The sequence below is a fragment of the Streptomyces sp. NPDC002076 genome (genome assembly GCF_053593835.1).
On the sequence record NZ_JBSFDI010000014.1, the window covers coordinates 135,109 to 152,039 of the forward strand.

Annotated in this window: 14 protein-coding genes and 1 pseudogene; 4 read left to right on the top strand and 11 right to left on the bottom strand. The window is 72.4% G+C overall.

Features of this window, described 5'->3' with window-relative positions; genetic code table 11:
• Positions 1-54: 54 nt before the first annotated feature.
• On the bottom strand, positions 55-342 hold the full coding sequence (locus tag ACWCQS_RS28045) for a YiaA/YiaB family inner membrane protein (protein ID WP_388626491.1): 288 nt from the start codon (positions 340-342) through the stop codon (positions 55-57).
• Between the two features lie 73 nt (positions 343-415).
• Positions 416-1,567, bottom strand: coding sequence for an acyl-CoA dehydrogenase family protein (locus tag ACWCQS_RS28050; protein ID WP_451007118.1), 1,152 nt, complete (start codon positions 1,565-1,567; stop codon positions 416-418).
• 102 nt (positions 1,568-1,669) lie between these two features.
• Between ACWCQS_RS28050 and ACWCQS_RS28055 the strand changes: the two genes are divergently transcribed.
• The 3 genes and pseudogenes from ACWCQS_RS28055 to ACWCQS_RS28065 all read left to right on the top strand — a co-directional run bounded on the left by ACWCQS_RS28055 (position 1,670) and on the right by ACWCQS_RS28065 (position 4,139).
• Entirely contained in the window at positions 1,670-2,329 is a 660-nt protein-coding gene (locus ACWCQS_RS28055; protein WP_055705771.1) for a TetR/AcrR family transcriptional regulator, read from the top strand.
• A gap of 41 nt (positions 2,330-2,370) precedes the next feature.
• Positions 2,371-3,084, top strand: coding sequence for an ArsR/SmtB family transcription factor (locus tag ACWCQS_RS28060; protein WP_451007023.1), 714 nt, complete (start codon positions 2,371-2,373; stop codon positions 3,082-3,084).
• A gap of 148 nt (positions 3,085-3,232) precedes the next feature.
• A pseudogene (locus ACWCQS_RS28065) lies at positions 3,233-4,139 on the top strand (DMT family transporter).
• 3 nt (positions 4,140-4,142) lie between these two features.
• Here ACWCQS_RS28065 and ACWCQS_RS28070 read toward each other — a convergent pair.
• From ACWCQS_RS28070 to ACWCQS_RS28110, 9 genes are all read right to left on the bottom strand, one after another.
• On the bottom strand, positions 4,143-5,225 hold the full coding sequence (locus ACWCQS_RS28070) for a Zn-dependent alcohol dehydrogenase (RefSeq protein ID WP_451007024.1): 1,083 nt from the start codon (positions 5,223-5,225) through the stop codon (positions 4,143-4,145).
• A 15-nt stretch (positions 5,226-5,240) separates the two neighbouring features.
• Positions 5,241-6,629, bottom strand: coding sequence for an aldehyde dehydrogenase family protein (locus ACWCQS_RS28075; protein ID WP_451007025.1), 1,389 nt, complete (start codon positions 6,627-6,629; stop codon positions 5,241-5,243).
• 132 nt (positions 6,630-6,761) lie between these two features.
• A complete protein-coding gene (locus ACWCQS_RS28080; protein WP_451007026.1) occupies positions 6,762-8,102 on the bottom strand; it encodes an ABC transporter ATP-binding protein in 1,341 nt (446 codons plus the stop codon).
• Between the two features lie 138 nt (positions 8,103-8,240).
• A complete protein-coding gene (locus tag ACWCQS_RS28085) occupies positions 8,241-8,912 on the bottom strand; it encodes a class F sortase (protein ID WP_451007027.1) in 672 nt (223 codons plus the stop codon).
• On the bottom strand, positions 8,899-9,564 hold the full coding sequence (locus ACWCQS_RS28090; RefSeq protein WP_451007028.1) for a hypothetical protein: 666 nt from the start codon (positions 9,562-9,564) through the stop codon (positions 8,899-8,901). The genes ACWCQS_RS28085 and ACWCQS_RS28090 overlap by 14 nt, the downstream gene beginning before the upstream one ends.
• Positions 9,565-9,663: 99 nt before the next feature.
• Positions 9,664-10,917, bottom strand: a complete 1,254-nt coding sequence (locus ACWCQS_RS28095; RefSeq protein ID WP_451007029.1) for an MFS transporter — start codon at positions 10,915-10,917, stop codon at positions 9,664-9,666.
• Between the two features lie 49 nt (positions 10,918-10,966).
• Positions 10,967-13,198: a molybdopterin oxidoreductase family protein gene (locus ACWCQS_RS28100; protein WP_451007030.1), complete on the bottom strand. Its 2,232-nt coding sequence runs from the start codon at positions 13,196-13,198 to the stop codon at positions 10,967-10,969.
• A 115-nt stretch (positions 13,199-13,313) separates the two neighbouring features.
• Positions 13,314-13,967 (bottom strand): TetR family transcriptional regulator, encoded by a 654-nt coding sequence (locus ACWCQS_RS28105; RefSeq protein ID WP_451007031.1) that lies wholly within the window; start codon positions 13,965-13,967, stop codon positions 13,314-13,316.
• A gap of 261 nt (positions 13,968-14,228) precedes the next feature.
• Positions 14,229-14,753: a hypothetical protein gene (locus tag ACWCQS_RS28110; RefSeq protein WP_451007032.1), complete on the bottom strand. Its 525-nt coding sequence runs from the start codon at positions 14,751-14,753 to the stop codon at positions 14,229-14,231.
• Between the two features lie 798 nt (positions 14,754-15,551).
• Here ACWCQS_RS28110 and hmgA point away from each other — a divergent pair.
• On the top strand, positions 15,552-16,898 hold the full coding sequence (gene hmgA / locus ACWCQS_RS28115) for a homogentisate 1,2-dioxygenase (RefSeq protein WP_451007033.1): 1,347 nt from the start codon (positions 15,552-15,554) through the stop codon (positions 16,896-16,898).
• The last annotated feature ends 33 nt before the right edge of the window (positions 16,899-16,931 follow it).

Below are 16,931 nucleotides of genomic sequence, written 5' to 3' on the forward strand. Positions count from 1 at the left end.
GTGACAGGAGCACCACCATACCGCCGACGGTGAGCGAGCGCTTAGCGCGCCTGCTCAGATCTTCTCGAAGGGGTCGTGCTCGGCGAGGAGCTTCTCCAGCCGCGCCTGGTCGACCCGGCTGACGATCTGCCCGGCCTCCTGGCGGTCCCGGATCACCTTGGCGAGGGTGAAGGCGGAGGTGACGAGGTACAGCACCGCGATCGCGAGGAAGGCCCGGACCCAGGCGCTGGTGTCCAGCTGGTAGATGCCGACGGCCGTGGCCGCCATGGCGATGGAGAAGGAGGCGACGGCCTGACCGTAGAAGGCGGCCGTGCTCTGCTGCTTGACCGGTGTGTCACTCATGGGAGAAGCATCGGCGGACGTGGTCCGCGCCACATCCGCCGAAGTACTCAGACGCGTACTCAGACAGAGGCGCTCAGAACGCCGAAACCCCGGTCAGGGCACGGCCGATGAGCAGCTTCTGGATCTGGCTGGTGCCCTCGTAGAGGGTCATCACGCGGGCGTCGCGCAGGAGTTTGCCGGCCGGGTACTCGTCGATGTAGCCGTAACCGCCGAAGACCTGCAGGGCGTTGTTGGCGGCGCGGACAGCGGCCTCGGAGGCGAACAGCTTGGCCTTGGAGGACTCGACGGCGAACGGCTGCCCGCGGTCGATCAGATCGGCGACCCGCCAGGTGAGCAGCCGGGCAGCGTCCACGTCGACGGCGATGTCGCTGATCAGTTCCTGCACCAGCTGGTGGTGGGCGATCGGCCTGCCGAACTGCTCGCGCTCACCGGCGTACCGCACGGCCGCGTCCAGTGCGGCCTGGGCGATGCCGACGCAGCCCGCAGCCACCGACATCCGCCCCTTGGCCAGTGCGGACATGGCCACGGAGAAGCCCTTGCCCTCCTGGCCGAGCATCGCCGACGCCGGCACCCGCACGTCCTGCAGGACCAGCTCGGCGGTGGCCTGTCCGCGCAGGCCGAGCTTGCCGTGGATGGTGCGGCGGGTCAGACCGGGGGTGTCGGTGGGCACCAGGAAGGCGGAGACGCCCTTGTGGCCGGGGGCGTCGGTGGAGCGGGCGAAGAGCAGCACCACATCGGCCCAGGTGCCGTTGGTGATGAACATCTTGGCGCCGTTGATGACGTAGTCGTCGCCGTCGCGTACGGCGCGGGTGGTGAGGTTGCCCGCGTCCGAGCCGGTGCCGGGCTCGGTGAGGCCGAAGCAGCCGACGTACTCGCCCGCGGTCAGCCCCGGCAGCCAGCGCCGCTTCTGCTCCTCGTCGCCCCAGGCGGCGATCGTCTTGGCGACGAGTCCGAGGGACACGGACACGATCCCGCGCACGGAGGAGTCGCCGCGCCCCAGTTCCTCGGTGACCAGGCAGTAGGCGAGGTGGTCGCCGCCCGAGCCGCCGTACTCCTCGTCGACGGTCAGCCCGAGGAAGCCGACCTCGCCCAGCTTCTTCACCACGCCCCGGTCGACCTCCTCACTCCGGTCCCATGCCACGACGTGCGGGGCGATCTCGCGCTCCACGAAGTCCCGGGCGAGCTGCCGTACGGCGGCCTGCTCCTCGCTCAGCTCCAGGTTCACCACGTGATCACCCCACACAGAAAGGATCCATCGACGGATCTTGAAAGCCGTACATTTAAATTAGCACTGCTAGTTTCCGGTCGCAGCCCTACTATGTGCGCCATGGCCCGACCGCGCAAGCCCCTCCTCAGCACCGACCGGATCGTCGAGACGGCCCGGGAACTCGTGGACCGGGAGGGCCTGGCGGCCGTCTCCACCCGTCGGCTCGCCGCCGAGCTGGGCGTGAGCGGGCCCTCGCTCTACAACCACTTCCGCACCAAGGACGAGATCCTGGAGGCGGTCGCCGACTCGGTGAGCGCTCTGGTGGACCTGTCGATGTTCGAGGACGGCCGGGACTGGCGCACCGCGCTGCACGACTGGGCCGTCTCCTACCGGGCCGCCCTGCGCGACCACCCGAACATCGTCCCGGTACTGGCCAGAGGTCCGGGGCGCCGCCCGGCCGCACTGCGACTGGCCGACGCCGTGTACGGCGCGATGGTCGACGCCGGCTGGCCGCCGGCCCAGGCGACCTCCATCGGCGCGCTGATGCGGTACTTCATCATGGGCTCCGCGCTCGGTTCGTTCGCCGGGGGCTTCGTGGACGACGCGAGCGCGTACGACCCCGCCGACTATCCCCACCTCGGCCAGGCCCATCTGCTCGCCGAGCAGCAGGAGAAGATCGACGAACGGGCCTTCGAGACCGGTCTGACGGCGCTGCTGGACGGGCTGGCGCAGCAGTACGAGCAGGTACGGCAGCAGGTGCAGCAGGGCGTGCAGCGATAATTCGGTGAGCGCCGAAGTGTCCGTACCGCATGCTGGGCGGTATGACCGCCAAGGACCCACAGGCGGCCGGCCTGGCCGCGCTCGCCTCTCTGATCGCCGACGAGACCCGCGCCGCCTGTCTGCTGGCGCTGCTCGACGGGCGGGCCTGGACGGCCGGTGAGCTGGCCCGGCGCGCGGGGGTCGCCGCGTCGACGCTCAGCGAGCACCTGGGCAAGCTGGTGGCCGGCGGCCTGCTCACGGAGGAACGGCAGGGGCGGCACCGCTATGTACGGCTGGCCGACACGCGGGTGGCCGCACTCGTCGAGGATCTCGCCGCGCAGGTGCCTCCGGCGGCTGTACGGCAGTCTCCTCGCAGCCTGCGCGAGTCGAGTGCCGGGTCGGCCATGGCTCGGGGGCGTACCTGTTACGACCATCTCGCGGGGCGGCTCGGGATCGCGGTCACGGACGCGCTGACCGTGCGGGGGTTGCTGCGGCAGGACACCGGGTTCGCGCTGACGGACGCGGGCGTGGAGTGGTTCCGTGCGGCAGGGATCGCCCTTGAGGTTTCGGGGCGGCGTCCGCTGGCCCGCGCGTGCCTGGACTGGACCGAGCGGCGGCCTCATCTGGCGGGCGCGGCGGGGGCCGCGCTGTGCCGGCATGCGCTGGATGCGGGGTGGTGCGTGCGGATCGGGTCGGAGCGGGCGGTGAAGGTGACTCTGTCGGGGGAGCGGGAGTTGGCGTCCTTGCTGGGTATCTCGCGGGAAGAGCTGTGCTGATGGCGGCTACTGGGGTGCGGCGTCTTCTCGTCTGCCGGGTGCGGGGGCGTCGTGGCCGGTCGCGCGGTTCCCCGCGCCCGTTCGGGGCGCTTCACCGTCCGATTTCCGCCAGCCCCGGCAACGACCGAAACCTAACCTCGGGAGCATGATGAGCACCGTCCCACGTCAACGTCTTCTCCCCGCCGGCGCCGCCTGCGTGACCGTCGTGCTCTGGGCGTCGGCCTTCGTGGCGATCCGGAGCGCGGGGCAGGAGTACTCCCCCGGCGCGCTGGCCCTGGGGCGGCTGGCGTCGGGGGCAGTGGCTCGGGGAAGGCGACATCGCGGACTCCCCCAAGGGTGTCATCGGAAAACCCCCGCGCGAGGACGCTTGTCCGCGCTACGCTTTCTGGCCTCGACAGCAACAACCAAGCTGTTGAGGCGCATTGAGTGGGTCTCGGACCCGCTTCGGTTGCCGGGAGGGCAGTCGTAAGGCGGACCCAAGCGCCGTCCAACCCGCCGGAGCGATCCAGGTGGGAATCCCGCGTCCTGCGCGGGAGAGCTCCAAATGGTCGTCCTGAACTGGCGAGGTCCGCGTGGCCCGGTCCCGAGCACAGCTCGGGACCGCCGCCGTCGCGTACGCCTCCGGTGTCGTCGCGCAGAAGCCGGCCCTGGGGCAGGCGAGTGCCCTGCAGGTGACGACGTTCGGGTGTCTGGTCGGGGCGGTGGCGTGTCTGCCGTTCGCCGGGCAGCTGGCGCACGAGATGGCCCATGCGCCCGCGTCGGCGACCCTGAACATGGTCTACCTGGGCGTGTTTCCGACCGCCCTGGCCTTCACCACCTGGGCCTACGCCCTGGCCCGCACGACCGCCAGCCGGATGGGCGTGACGACGTACGCCGTGCCCGCGCTGGTGGTGCTGATGTCGTGGCTGGTGCTCGGCGAGGTGCCGGGCGTGCTCACGCTGGGCGGCGGTGTGCTGTGTCTCGCGGGTGTCGCGGTGTCGCGGTCCCGCGCCCGTGGTGGCCGGACGGTGCGGGTCGCGGCCGGTGAGAAGCCGCGACCCGAGAAGGTCACCTGAACCTCAGAACACCACCAGCGCCCGGCCGCCCTTGCCCGCGAGCATGTTCTCGAAGGCGGCCGGGATGCCCTCCAGGGCGATCCGTTCCGTCACCAGCGCCGAGAGGTCCAGGCGGCCTTCCCTTACGTGCTCGGCGAGCACCGGCACATCGCGGGCGGGATCGGTGTTGCCGTAGACGCAGCCGGAGAGGGTGCGGCCCCAGTGGAAGAGCTCCAGGGCGTTGAAGGTGACCTCCTGGTCCTTGCCGCCGATGCCGACGACCGTCGTACGGCCGCCCCGGCGCGTGGAGTCCCAGGCCGCGCGGATCGACACCGCGCGGCCCACGCACTCGACCGCGGCGTCCACGCCCTGCTTGCCGGTGAGGGCACGGATCTCACGCGGTGTGTTCTCGGAGGCGAGGACGTAGTCGGTGGCGCCGGCGGCGCGGGCCAGCTCCTCCTTCGCCGGGGAGACGTCTACGGCGATGATCCTGGACGCGCCCGCGATGCGCGCCGACTGGAGGGTGGCGAGGCCGACGCCGCCCGCGCCGAAGACGGCCACCGTCTCGCCCTGGCGGACCTTCGCCGAGTGGTGGACGGCGCCGTAGCCGGTCAGGACGGCGCAGCCGAGGAGGGCCGCGTCCACCAGCGGCACGCCCTCCGGCAGGGGCAGCACGCAGGAGGCGGCGACGACCGTCTCCTCGGCGAACGCGGCCACGTTGAGGCCGGGATGCAGGTCGGTGCCGCCGGTGGTGCGGGCGTAGACGTCGGCGGCACCGTTCAGGGCGTTGGCGCACAGCCAGACCTCGCCGAGCGTGCAGGCGTGGCAACTGCCACAGGACGGGGCCCAGTTGAGGACGACGGGGTCGCCCTCGGCGACATGGGTGACGCCCTCGCCCACGGCCACGACCGTGCCGGCGCCCTCGTGGCCGAGGACGGCCGGGACCGGTACGCGCATGGTGCCATTGGACAGGGACAGGTCGGAGTGGCAGACACCGGCGGCGGCGAGGCGGACCCTGACCTGTCCGGGGCCCGGGTCGGGCAGCTCGATGCCGGTGATCTCCAGGGGTGCGCCGATGGCGGGCAGGACGGCGGCTCGTACGGCCATGGCTCGGGTACTTCCTTAGAACTGGAGGGACTTGGTCTGGAGGTACTCGGAGAGTCCGTGCGCGCCGAGTTCGCGGCCGACTCCGGACTGCTTGTAGCCGCCGAAGGGGGCCAGGGGGTTGAACCGTCCGCCGTTGATGTCCACCTGGCCGGTGTCCATGCGCCGGGCGAAGGCCACCGCCTCGGCCTCGTCGCCGGCCCAGACGGCGCCGGCGAGGCCGTAGACCGTGCCGTTCGCGATGCGCAGGGCGTCCTCCTCGTCGTCGTACCGCAGAATCGACAGGACCGGGCCGAAGATCTCCTCCTGGGCGATGGTCATCTGCGGGGTCACGTCCGCGAAGACCGTGGGGCTGACGAAGTAGCCCTTCTCCTGCGGGCATTCGGGGCCGCCGGCGACCAGGCGGGCGCCCTCGGCGATGCCCTTCTCGATGTAGCCGCGCACCCTCGCCTGCTGCTTGGCGTTGACGACCGGGCCGATGCGGTCCCCGTACTTGGCGGCGGCCGCGGCGGCCAGCTCGACCGCCTCGTCGTACCGGTCGCGGTGGACCAGCATGCGGGTCCAGGCGCTGCAGGTCTGCCCGGAGTTGGACATCACGTTGGCGACGCCGACGTTCACCGCCTTGGCGAGGTCGGCGCTCGGCAGGACGACGTTGGCGGACTTGCCGCCGAGTTCGAGGGCCACCTGCTTGACGGCCGCGCCCGCCACCGCGCCGATCTGCCTGCCGACCGCGGTGGAGCCGGTGAAGGAGACCAGGTCCACGCCGGGGTGCTCGGCGAGCGCCTGGCCGGCGACCGGGCCGAGGCCGGTGACCAGGTTGAACACACCGGCCGGCACGCCCGTCTCGTGCACGGCCTCGGCGAAGAGCTGGGCGGTGAGCGGGGTGTCCTCGGCGGGCTTGAGGACCACCGTGCAGCCCGCGGCGAGCGCCGGGGCGGCCTTGGCGACGATCTGGTGCAGCGGGTAGTTCCAGGGGGTGATCGCGGCGACCACCCCGACCGGCTCGTGCAGGATCGTGGAGTTGCCGACCTTCTCCTCGAAGGAGTGGGTCGCGGCCAGCTCGGCGTAGGAGCCGGCGACCGCGATCGGCACGGCCGCGTGCACGGCCTGGGAGAACTGCAGCGGGGCGCCCAGTTCGGCGGTGATCGTCTCGGCGATCTCGTCCTTGCGGGCCACGAGGACGTCACGGAGGGCGGTGAGGCGCGCGGCGCGCTCGGCCGGCGGTGTGGCGGCCCAGGCGGGGAGGGCGGCGCGGGCCGCGCGTACGGCGGTGTCGACGTCCAGGGCGCCGCCCGCCGGGACCCTGGCGATGACCTGCTCGTCGGCCGGGTTCACGACCTCGATGACATCCGTGCTCTCGGCGGGGCGCCAGGCGCCGTCGATGTACAGGCCGTCGTGTGCCTTCATGCTGCTTCCTCCCGGCGGGTCTGCGTCGTCCGGCACACAAACTAGCGACGTTAGTTTTTTGGCGCCAGCGGTTGCCGGACGTACCCGGACATCATCGCCGGGGCCGGTGCCCACTCGTGCAGGTGGGGCAGCTCACTCGTCCAGGTCGGGCAGCCGGTCGGGCGACGGGCAGATGCGGTCGCCCTGCTGGTCGAAGACGAAGAGATGGGCGAGGTCGACGAGGAGCGGGACCTGCATGCCGTGGTGCAGCCGGAGGTCCGGGGTGGTGCGCACCACCAGGTCGCCGGGGAGCCGGCCCTCCGGGGGCGCGGGCTCGGGCCCGCCCTCTCCCCCGTGTTCGAGCACGACCACCGGCCCGGCGCGCCGCGCTCCGGCCCGTTCCCGCAGCCGGTCCAGTGCGGAGGGGCCTTCCCTGCGCCGCCGTCGCGTCGGCCGGGCGGCGGGGCGCGGGGCCTCCAGTTCGGGTACGACGGCGGGCCGGGAGCCGGTGTCGAAGTGGACCAGGATCTCGTGCCCCTGGAACTCCACGTGCTCCACGAGCCCGGTGATCGCCACCTCCCCGGGCCGGGCGGAGCTGTGCTTGGCGATTCGCACCGCCTCCGACCGCAGTCCCACGATCACTTCGCGGCCCTGCTGCACGCGCAGCAACTGGTGGTCCAGGCAGAGCGGTTCGGGCAGCCGCAGGGCCTGTTTGCCCAGGCTGATGGTCATGGCGCCGTCCAGCGGGGCGCGGACCAGGCCGCGCAGCAGGTTGATGCGCGGGGTGCCGATGAAGGCGGCGGTGAAGACGTTGCGGGGCAGGGCGTAGACCTGGCGCGGGGTGCCGACCTGCTGGAGGAGGCCGCCGCGCAGCACGGCGACCCGGTCGCCGAGGGACATCGCCTCGGCCTGGTCGTGGGTGACGTACACCGTGGTGACGCCCAGCTCTCGGGTGAGCTGGGACATCTCGGCGCGCAGGTGGTTGCGCAGCTTGGCGTCGAGGTTGGACAGCGGCTCGTCCATCAGGAAGGCGGAGGGGTGGCGCGAGATGGCCCGGCCCATGGCGACCCGCTGCCGCTCGCCGCCGGAGAGCTGGCTCGGGAAGCGGTCGAGCAGTTCCTCGATGCCCAGCATGCGGGCGGTGGCCGAGACGCGGGGGGCGGGATCCGCGCCGGGGTCCTCGATGCGCAGCGGGAAACCGATGTTGTCGCGGCTGGTCATGTTGGGATAGAGGGCGAAGTTCTGGAAGACCATGGCCATGCCCCGCTCGGAGGGCTGCCAGTGGTTGGCGTACTCGCCGTCGAGCAGCAGCTCGCCCTCGTCGATGTCCTCCAGTCCGGCGATCATCCGCAGCACGGTGGACTTGCCGCAGCCGGACGGGCCGAGCAGGACCAGGAACTCGCCGGGCGCGATGTCCAGCGAGAGCCCGTCGACCACGCGCGGGCCGCGTGCGTAGGACTTGCTCACGTCGTGCAGTTCGATGGCGCGTGTCATGCCTGCCGCCCCCGGGGGCTGTCCGGAGCGCCGCTGCTCCGTGGTCCGAAGACCCCGCGCGGGTCGAACGGGGCCTGTGGGTCACGGAAGTTAACGGATTGTGCCCGGCCGGGGGAAGACATCGCGCGGCCCTGCGCGTCACTTGGTCGCGGTCAGGTGGGCGAAGACCACCACGTTGCTGGTGTAGCCCGTCCGCCGGGTGTAGAGGCCGCCGCAGGTGAGCACGCGGAGTTCGGGGCGCCGGGTCCGGCCGTAGACCTCCTGGTCCGGAAACCCCGCCTTGTCGAAGACCTTCACCTGGTCGACGCTGTAGACGGCGGTACGGCCGTCGGCGCGCCTGACCTCGATGGGATTGCCGGGTTTGACGAAGGCGAGCGCGGCGAAGACGGCGGGTCCGGTCCTGGTGTCGCGGTGGCCGACGGCGATCGCGGTGCCGGACTCGCCCGGTGTGGGGCCGCCCTCGTACCAGCCGACCAGCTTGGGCCGGTCGACCGGCGGCGTCTCCAACTGCCGCTCCCCGTCCAGCCGGACGGCCGCGACCGGGGCGTCGATCCCCAGCGAGGGGATGCGGAAGGACGTCGGCCGGGACCGGGGCAGCGGACGGGGCGGGGGCGTGGGGCGTCCGTCGGCACTGGAGACGCCCGGACCGGCGGCCGCCAGCCCGTCCGGGCCGCCGGCCTGGCCGGCCCCGCCGCGCCCCCCGCACCGGCTCCCGGCCGTCACCAGGACGGTCACCAGCAGGGCCGTCCTGGTGAGGCGGTAGGCGCGGGTCCGGTACCACGGCCTGCGTCTGCGCCTACGCGGCGCCATGGGGCCGCCGGCGGTTCCGCCGGACGTACACGGCACCGCCGACCGCGGTCAGGCCCACGGCGCCCGCGGCGGCCACCGGTGAGTACGCCGCGGCGGTGTCGATCAGCCCGCCGCCGCCCGCGTGCACGCCGCCCCTCGGGTCGTAGTGGTCGCCACGCCCCCATGTTGCGTCGTCCCGGTGGTCGTCCGAGATCTGACCGCCCGGTTCGTGTTTCTCCTCGTGTCTCCTGCCATGGCAGCTGACCCGGAAGATCTTCTCCTTCGTGGCGCCGGACACGACCCAGGTGAGCGTGTACTGCCCGTCGGCGAGCCCGATCGTGTCCGTGTGACCGGCGCCGCCGCCGAGTTGGATGGTGCCGGTGGTCGTGGCCGCCGTGGGCAACGGGGGCTGCGCCGTGATGGTGTAGGGGATGGTGGGCAGAGCGTCGAAGTTGATGGCGTCCAGGTAGAACTTGCACACCACCGGGGCGTCCGTCGTGTTGTCGGGGCCCGCCGGGCCCACGGGATGGATCCTGATGTCGCCGTTCTCGCCGGCCTGGGCCGCCGCGGTCGGTGCCGCCACCCACGACACAACCGCCGCGGCGAGGGCGGTGAGGACAACAGTGGCGCCCGCACGGGAACCGAAGGCACGTGGTGAGGTCAGGGTGGGCATGCACATTCCTCCGCGTCAGACGATTTTCATACAATCCCTCTTTCGTCTGGACTGTGCTTTATGCGCCGCATATCTGACGAACCGACACCCGGCGCGTCGTCAGAGATCGCTCGTGCGGCGCAATGCCGAGCGCAGCGGCCTCCGACGCGCGGTCCGCCCCTCGCCCTCCGTCTCCTCCGGCTTCTCCGGCTTCTCCGGCGACCGCAGCGCCACCCCCGCGGACAGCAGCAGCAACGCCCCCAGCAGGACGAATGGCGCCGCGACCCCCGCCAGGCCCGCGACCAGGCCCGCCGCGGCCGGCGCGGCCACCTGGCCGAGCCGGTTGCCGGTCAGGCGCAGCGCGAGCGCCGTGGAGCGGGCCTCCGCCGGCGCCGCCTGCACCACCGTCGTCATCGACAGCGGCTGGCCCACTCCGAGACAGAAGCCCAAAAGCGTGAGCATCAGACCCAGCACCCACACCGGCACGGGCACCGCGACCCCCGCGCACAGCACCGCCGCCAGGAAACAGGTCAGGGTGAGCAGCGCGGGGCGGCCCAGCAGCCGGAGCAGCGGGGTGAGCACCAGACGGCAGGCGATCGTGGCGCCCGCGCGCAGGCTGAGCAGCACGCCGACCACCGAAGGGGCGACGGCCCGGTGTTCGCCGACCACCGGGAGGTACGCGGTGAGGATGTCCGTCGCGGACAGGACGGAGAGGCTGATCAGCATGCCCGCGGGCACTCCACGGACGCGCAGGATGCGGCCCACCGGCACGCGGTCGCCCTGCCGCGCACCGGACTTGACGGCCGTACGGTCCTCGATGCGCCACAGCGAGGCGAAGGCGACGGCCGCGCCCGCGCCCGCCACGACCAGGGCGAGCGCGCTGCTGTGCGCCATGACGGGGCCACCGATCAGGGCGCCGGCGGCGACGGGGCCGATGAGCTGGCCGAGGGAGGCGCCGATGGTGAAGTGCCCGAAGTTGCGGTCCTGTTCGTGCGGCGCGGACTTGCGGGCGACGAGCGACTGGGCGCCGATGACGAAGCAGAGGTGGCCGAGGCCCATCACCCCGCTCCACAGGGCCATCGCCCAGAGGGAGCCGGCCAGTCCGCTCAGCGCGCAGCCGCCGGAGATCAGGACCACGCCCGCCGGCAGCAGGGGTGCGCAGCGGCCGTGGTCGGTGCGCCGGCCGAGCGGTACGGCGGCGAAGAGGGGCAACAGGGCGTAGACGCCCGCGATGACGCCGACCGCCCGTTCGTCGGCGCCCAGGGCGAGGGCCCGGTAGGAGACGGCGGGCCGGGCCATCGACACCGCCCCCTGCGCGAGGCCGAAGGCGAGGACGAGGCGGAGCAGCCAGCCGCGGTTCCCACCGGGCGCCATGGAAAGTCCCTAGATGTTGACGTGTGAGCAATAAGCGCGAAAGTCCAGGTCACAGGCTTGCGGCGAGCTGGACGGGGACGCCGTTGAGGACCGCGTTGCCGGAGAGCGGGTCGAGCAGGCTGCCGTCGAGGAGCTGGTTGACGTTGACTCCGGGGGTGGTGGTGGCGTGGCCGAGGCGGGTGCCGGGGCGGTCGTGGCCCCAGCCGTGCGGCAGGCTCACCACCCCGGGCCGTACGGCGTCGGTGACCTCGGCCGGCGCCACCACCTCTCCCCCGGCGCCCTTCACACGTACGTCCGCCCCGTCCCGGACGCCGAGGCGGGCCGCGTCCTCGGGGTGGATGTGCAGGGTGCAGCGGTTCGAGCCGCCGGTGAGGGCGGGCAGGTTGTGCATCCAGCTGTTGTTGGAGCGAAGGTGGCGGCGGCCGACGAGGACGAGTCCCTCGGGGCGCTCGCGCAGGGCCTGACGGAGCCGCGGCAGGTCGGCGGCGATCGGCTCGGGCAGCAACTCCACCTTGCCGCTGCGGGTCTTCAGCGGCTGCGGCAGGCGCGGGCGCAGCGGGCCGAGGTCGATGCCGTGCGGGTGGACGAGCAGCCTGTCCAGGGTCAGCCCGTCGGGCCGTACGCCGAAGCCGTCGCCGTACGGGCCGAGGCGGAGCATCAGGTCCAGCCGCCGCTCGGGGCCGGTCTCGCCGGTGAGTTCGGCGGCGAGTTCCTTGGGGTCGCGGCCGTACACCGGCGAGTGCTTCTCCTGTACGGCCTTGCCGAGGGTCTGGTCGACGACCATGGCGTCGACGGCGGCCGGGTCGGCGCCGTGCATGCCGGTGGCCGCGAGGATCAGCCGGGCGAGGATCTCGCTCTCGGCCATACGGCCGGGCTCCAGCGGGACGGCGGGGCGGCTGTAGCGGACCTGGTTGCGCACGGCGAGGGTGTTGAAGGCGAAGTCGTGGTGCGGGCTCTGGGAGGGCGGGGGCGGGGGCAGCACGACGTCGGCGTGGCGGGAGGTCTCGTTCAGGTACGGGTCGACGCTGACCATGAAGTCCAGGGAGTCCAGGGCCTTGTCGAGGCGGTCGCCGTCGGGCGCGGACAGCACCGGGTTGGCGGCCACGACGATCAGGGCGCGGATCGGTTCGCCCTGGTCGGTGCCGGTGTCGATCTCCTCGGCGAGCGCGGAGAGCGGCAACTCGCCCTTGGCCTCGGGGAGTTTGCGCACCCGGGAGTGCCAGCGGCCGAGCGCGAAGCCGCGGCCGGGGCCGGCCGGGCGGGGCGTCCTGTCCGTGGCGGCCTGCGGGAAGAGGGCGCCGCCGGGCCGGTCCAGGTTGCCGGTGAGGATGTTGAGGACGTCCACCAGCCAGCTGGCCAGGGTGCCGTGCGGGACGGTGCAGCTGCCGATGCGGGCGTAGACGGCGGCGGTGGGGGCGGCGGCGAGTTCGCGGGCGAGGGTGCGGATGGTCCGCGCGTCGACGTCACAGGCCTCGGCCACGGCTTCGGGGGTGAAGTCCTGTACTGCTTCCCGGAGTTCGGCGAGCCCCTGGACGTGCGGGGCGAGGTCGGCGAGGTCGACCAGGTCCTCCGCGAAGAGGGTGTGCGCCATCGCCGCGAGCAGCAGGGCGTCGGTGCCGGGGCGGATCGCCAGGTGCCGGTCGGCGAGCTTCGCGGTGCGGGTGCGGCGCGGGTCCACCACGGTGAGGTGTCCGCCGCGGGCCTTGAGCGCCTTGAGCTTGCCGGGGAAGTCGGGGGCGGTGCACAGACTGCCGTTGGACTCCAGCGGGTTGGCGCCGATGAGCAGCAGATGGCCGGTGTGGTCCAGATCCGGTACGGGGATGGCGTTCGCGTCGCCGAAGAGCAGCCCGCTGGAGACGTGCTTGGGCATCTGGTCGACCGTGGAGGCGGTGAACAGGCTGCGGGTGCGCAGGCCGGCGAGAAGGACCTGCGGGTAGAGGGCGCCGGCCACGGTGTGCACGTTGGGGTTGCCCAGGACCACGCCGACGGAGTCCGGGCCGTGGCCCTCCACGACGGGCCGGAGCCCGGCGGCGACCGCGTCGAAGGCCTCCTCCCAGGTGGCCTCGCGCAGTTCGCCGTCCTTGCGCACAAGCGGGGTGCGCAGCCGGTCGGGGTCCGAGTCGACGGCCCCGAAGGAGGCGCCCTTGGGGCAGATGAACCCCTCGCTGAAGACGTCCTCGCGGTCACCGCGGGCGCCGGTGACACGGGTGCCCTCGATGGTGAGGGTCAGCCCGCAGGTGGCCTCGCACAGGGGGCAGATTCGCAGGGCGGTGCGGGGCACGGGTCCTCCCGGGGGTCGGCGGCGGTGCCTGGTGTGCGCGGCACGGCTCGGGGCGAGCATACCGACCGGTACGCATGGAGGGGAGGTCTCTTGCCGTGAACGATGGCGGGGAGGGTCAGTCGAGCACGCGCGCCAGATACGCCCGCAGCAGCTCCCGGGTCTCCGTGATGATCGCCTCGTCGCCGTCCGGGTCGGTCCGGAAGGCCAGCTGGACGAGGGTGTCCGCGCTCTCCACGGCGACCAGGAAGACCCGGCGCAGGTCGTCGTCGGGGGTGCGGCCCAGGTAGCCGGAGAGCAGGTCGGTGAGGCGGTCGGCGACGCGGGTGTTGGGCTCGGTGTGCCGGGCGCCGACCGGTATCTGGTTGCCGAAGTCGACCAGGGAGAAGCCGGGCGCGGTGCGCTTCATGGCCAGGTACTCGTCGAGGACCGCGTCCATCGCGGCCCGCCAGTCTCCCCGATGCCCGGCTGCGCCGGCGCGGGAGGTACCCCCACCGCCCGCCTTCCTCAGCCGCTCGGTGACCCGCTCGGTGTACCGCTCCAGGTTGCGCTGGGCGAGGGCGTCGGCCATCTGCCGCTTGTTGCCGAAGAACCGGTAGACGGAGCCGATGGGCACACCGGCGCGCAGGGCGACCGCGCGGGTGCTCAGGGCGTCGTAGCCGACCTCGTCGAGAAGTTCGGCGCAGGCGTCGAGGATCCTGGTCAGCCGTTCGGCACTGCGCCGCTGGACCGGCGCGCGGCGGAGCGATGTCGCGTGGGGCACGGACTTCATGATGCCTCTCCGCCGGGGCCGGGTGAACCTCGCCCTCCAGTACGGAGAAGAGTGGCCGGTGCACTCAATTCCTGGCGGCCGGGGTCGCCGTGCCGGTCTAGGCCCTGTCGTCAAATTCCCGTCGTCCGCCCGCAGGGCGGGCTCGGCGGCGTCTGGTGCGTGCGATCGCAAGGCGCCGGAGCGCCCACGTGGGCGGTTCGGCAACGCGGCGAGCGTGCGTGCCAGACGCCGCCGAGCAGGCGGGAATTTGACGACAGGGTCCTAGGGCCGGGCCGGCGCCGTCTCCGCGTCCGACACCGTTATGTCGGCGGTGCTCTGCACCGGCTTGCCGTGCACGGCCCACACGGTGCCGTCGTCGGCGTACAGGCGGGCGGTGACGTGGTGGGTGCCGTGCGGGACGAGACCGTGGGGCAGGTGGTACTCGTGGGAGCGCAGCCGGGTGATCCGGTGGCCGTCGACGAAGAGGTACACGAGCCCGCGCCCGGGCACCGCCGTGGCCCCGGCGCCGGGTGCGGAGCAGCGGAAGTGGTGGAACGTCAGCCGGACGTCCCAGCCGCCGACGGAGTCCGGGGTGACCTCGACGCCGACCTGCGGCGCGTTCTTCCTGTCGACCTCGCGCAGATGCCGGCCGGTGGAGTCGGTGTCGTCCAGGACCTTGCCGACCGGCGAGGGCGAGACCGTGCCGCCGCGGGTGTGCCCGGTCGTGCAGGCCGCCGTGCCGAGCGGCAGCAGGACGGCCGCCGCGAGCGCGGCGAGCGTCCTGCGGGTCCACGACGTCCTCGGCATGCCCCGGAGAGTAGAGCAGGCCTCCGGTCTTCCGAATCCGCCTCAAGTCTGGTTCTGTCCGCTCGGTGAGGTCCCCTTGGGGGAGTACGCGCGGCCGGGTCCGGACGCACTCGCGGTCGGCGTCGGGGCGGATGCGGGCGGCGAGCCAGTCGCTGTAGGCGCGCTTGGAGGTGATCAGCATGGCGAACAGATGGCCGAGCATCCTACTGCGGCGCATGCGTGCCTCGTCCGGCCAGTCGGTCCGTACCGCCAGCACGCCCAGCCGCTCCGCGCCGTCGACCAGAGGCATCCAGATGATCACGCCGTCGTCGGTGTCGGCCACCCGCGGGGAGAGGGTGCGGTACGCCCAGCCGGCCGACGAGTCGGCCACCGGCAGCGGCTCCAGGGCCTCGTCCAGCGGGATGAACTGCCGTTGTTGCAGGTCGACGAGGTAGATCAGCGCGCTGTCCAGGCCGAGAGCCGAAGCGCACCGGTGCGCCAGGGCGGGCAGTTCGACCGGCAGGGCCGTCTGCGCCTCGACGATCAGCTCCTCCAGCCGCCTCTCGTCGACGGCGGCGTCGAAGCCGACGGACGCGTGCGGTGGGCCCGACACGGAATCACCCCTTCCGCGCCCAGTCTCACACCGATCCCGCCCCCTCTCGCGCCAGGGACGGTCCGGCCGGAACAGGGTCTTTCCGCATGCGCCCGCTCGCCGGCGGAGCACGGCGGCCCTCTTGCGCCCGCCCCCGCGTATTCCTACGGTGATACATAGGAATAAGGAGCGATCAACAGCGCGATCAGAAGCGCAAGGGAGCGATCATGAGCGATGGGGGTACCTCCCGCGCGAGCGTGTTCGAGCGCGGGGAAGCACGGAAGGCCGCCGCGGGACTGTCGTATCTGACCGGATTCGGCAACGAACACGCCTCGGAGGCGGTGCCGGGCGCACTGCCCGAGGGCCGCAACTCACCGCAGCGAGCCCCGCTCGGGCTGTACGCGGAGCAGCTGAGCGGCACGGCGTTCACCGAGCCGCGGGCGCACAACCGCCGCTCCTGGCTCTACCGCATCCGCCCCTCGGCCGCGCACCCGGCGTTCACCCGCACCGACAACGGCACGATCCGCACGGCCCCCTTCACCGAGACCGTGCCCGACCCCAACCGGCTGCGCTGGAAACCGCTGCCCGAGCCGCCGGCCGGCACCGACTTCCTCGCCGGCCTGTGGACCCTCGGCGGCAACGGCGACGCCACCCAGCGCACCGGCATGGCCGTGCACCTGTACCACGCCAACACCTCGATGGAGCGCGTCTTCTCCGACGCCGACGGCGAGCTGCTGATCGTGCCGGAGCGCGGCGGACTGCTCCTGCACACCGAGTTCGGCCGGCTCGCTGTGGAACCCGCACATGTGGCGCTGATTCCCCGTGGGGTGCGCTTCCGTGTGGAGCTGCTGGATGATTCCGCGCGCGGTTATGTGTGCGAGAACTACGGCGCACCGTTCCAGCTGCCCGACCTCGGCCCGATCGGCGCCAACGGCCTCGCCCACGCCCGGGACTTCCGGGCACCGGTGGCGGCGTACGAGGACGTGGCCGGCCCGGTGGAGGTGGTGAACAAGTTCTGCGGCAACCTGTGGACGGCCACCTACGACCACTCCCCGCTCGATGTGGTCGCCTGGCACGGCAACCATGTGCCGTACGTCTATGACCTGCGCCGTTTCAATGTGATCGGCACCATCTCCTACGACCACCCGGACCCCTCCATCTTCACGGTCCTGACGTCCCCGTCGGACACCCCGGGCCTGGCCGGCGTCGATTTCGTCGTCTTCGCCCCGCGCTGGCTGGTGGGCGAGGACACCTTCCGGCCGCCGTACTTCCACCGGAACGTGATGAGCGAGTACATGGGCCTGATCGAGGGCGCGTACGACGCCAAGGCGGAGGGCTTCGTGCCCGGCGGCGGCTCGCTGCACAACATGATGTCGGCGCACGGCCCGGACCGGGAGACCTTCGACAGGGCCAGCGCGGCCGAGCTGAAGCCGCAGAAGATCGACGACGGTCTGGCCTTCATGTTCGAGACCCGCTGGCCGGTGACCCTCACCCCGCACGCGGCCGGCGCGGACCACCTCCAGCAGCGCTACGACGACGTGTGGCAGGGGCTCCAGCGCCATTTCCGCGGATGACGCCTCTGTTGCGCTTGACGTTCATCGACAGGT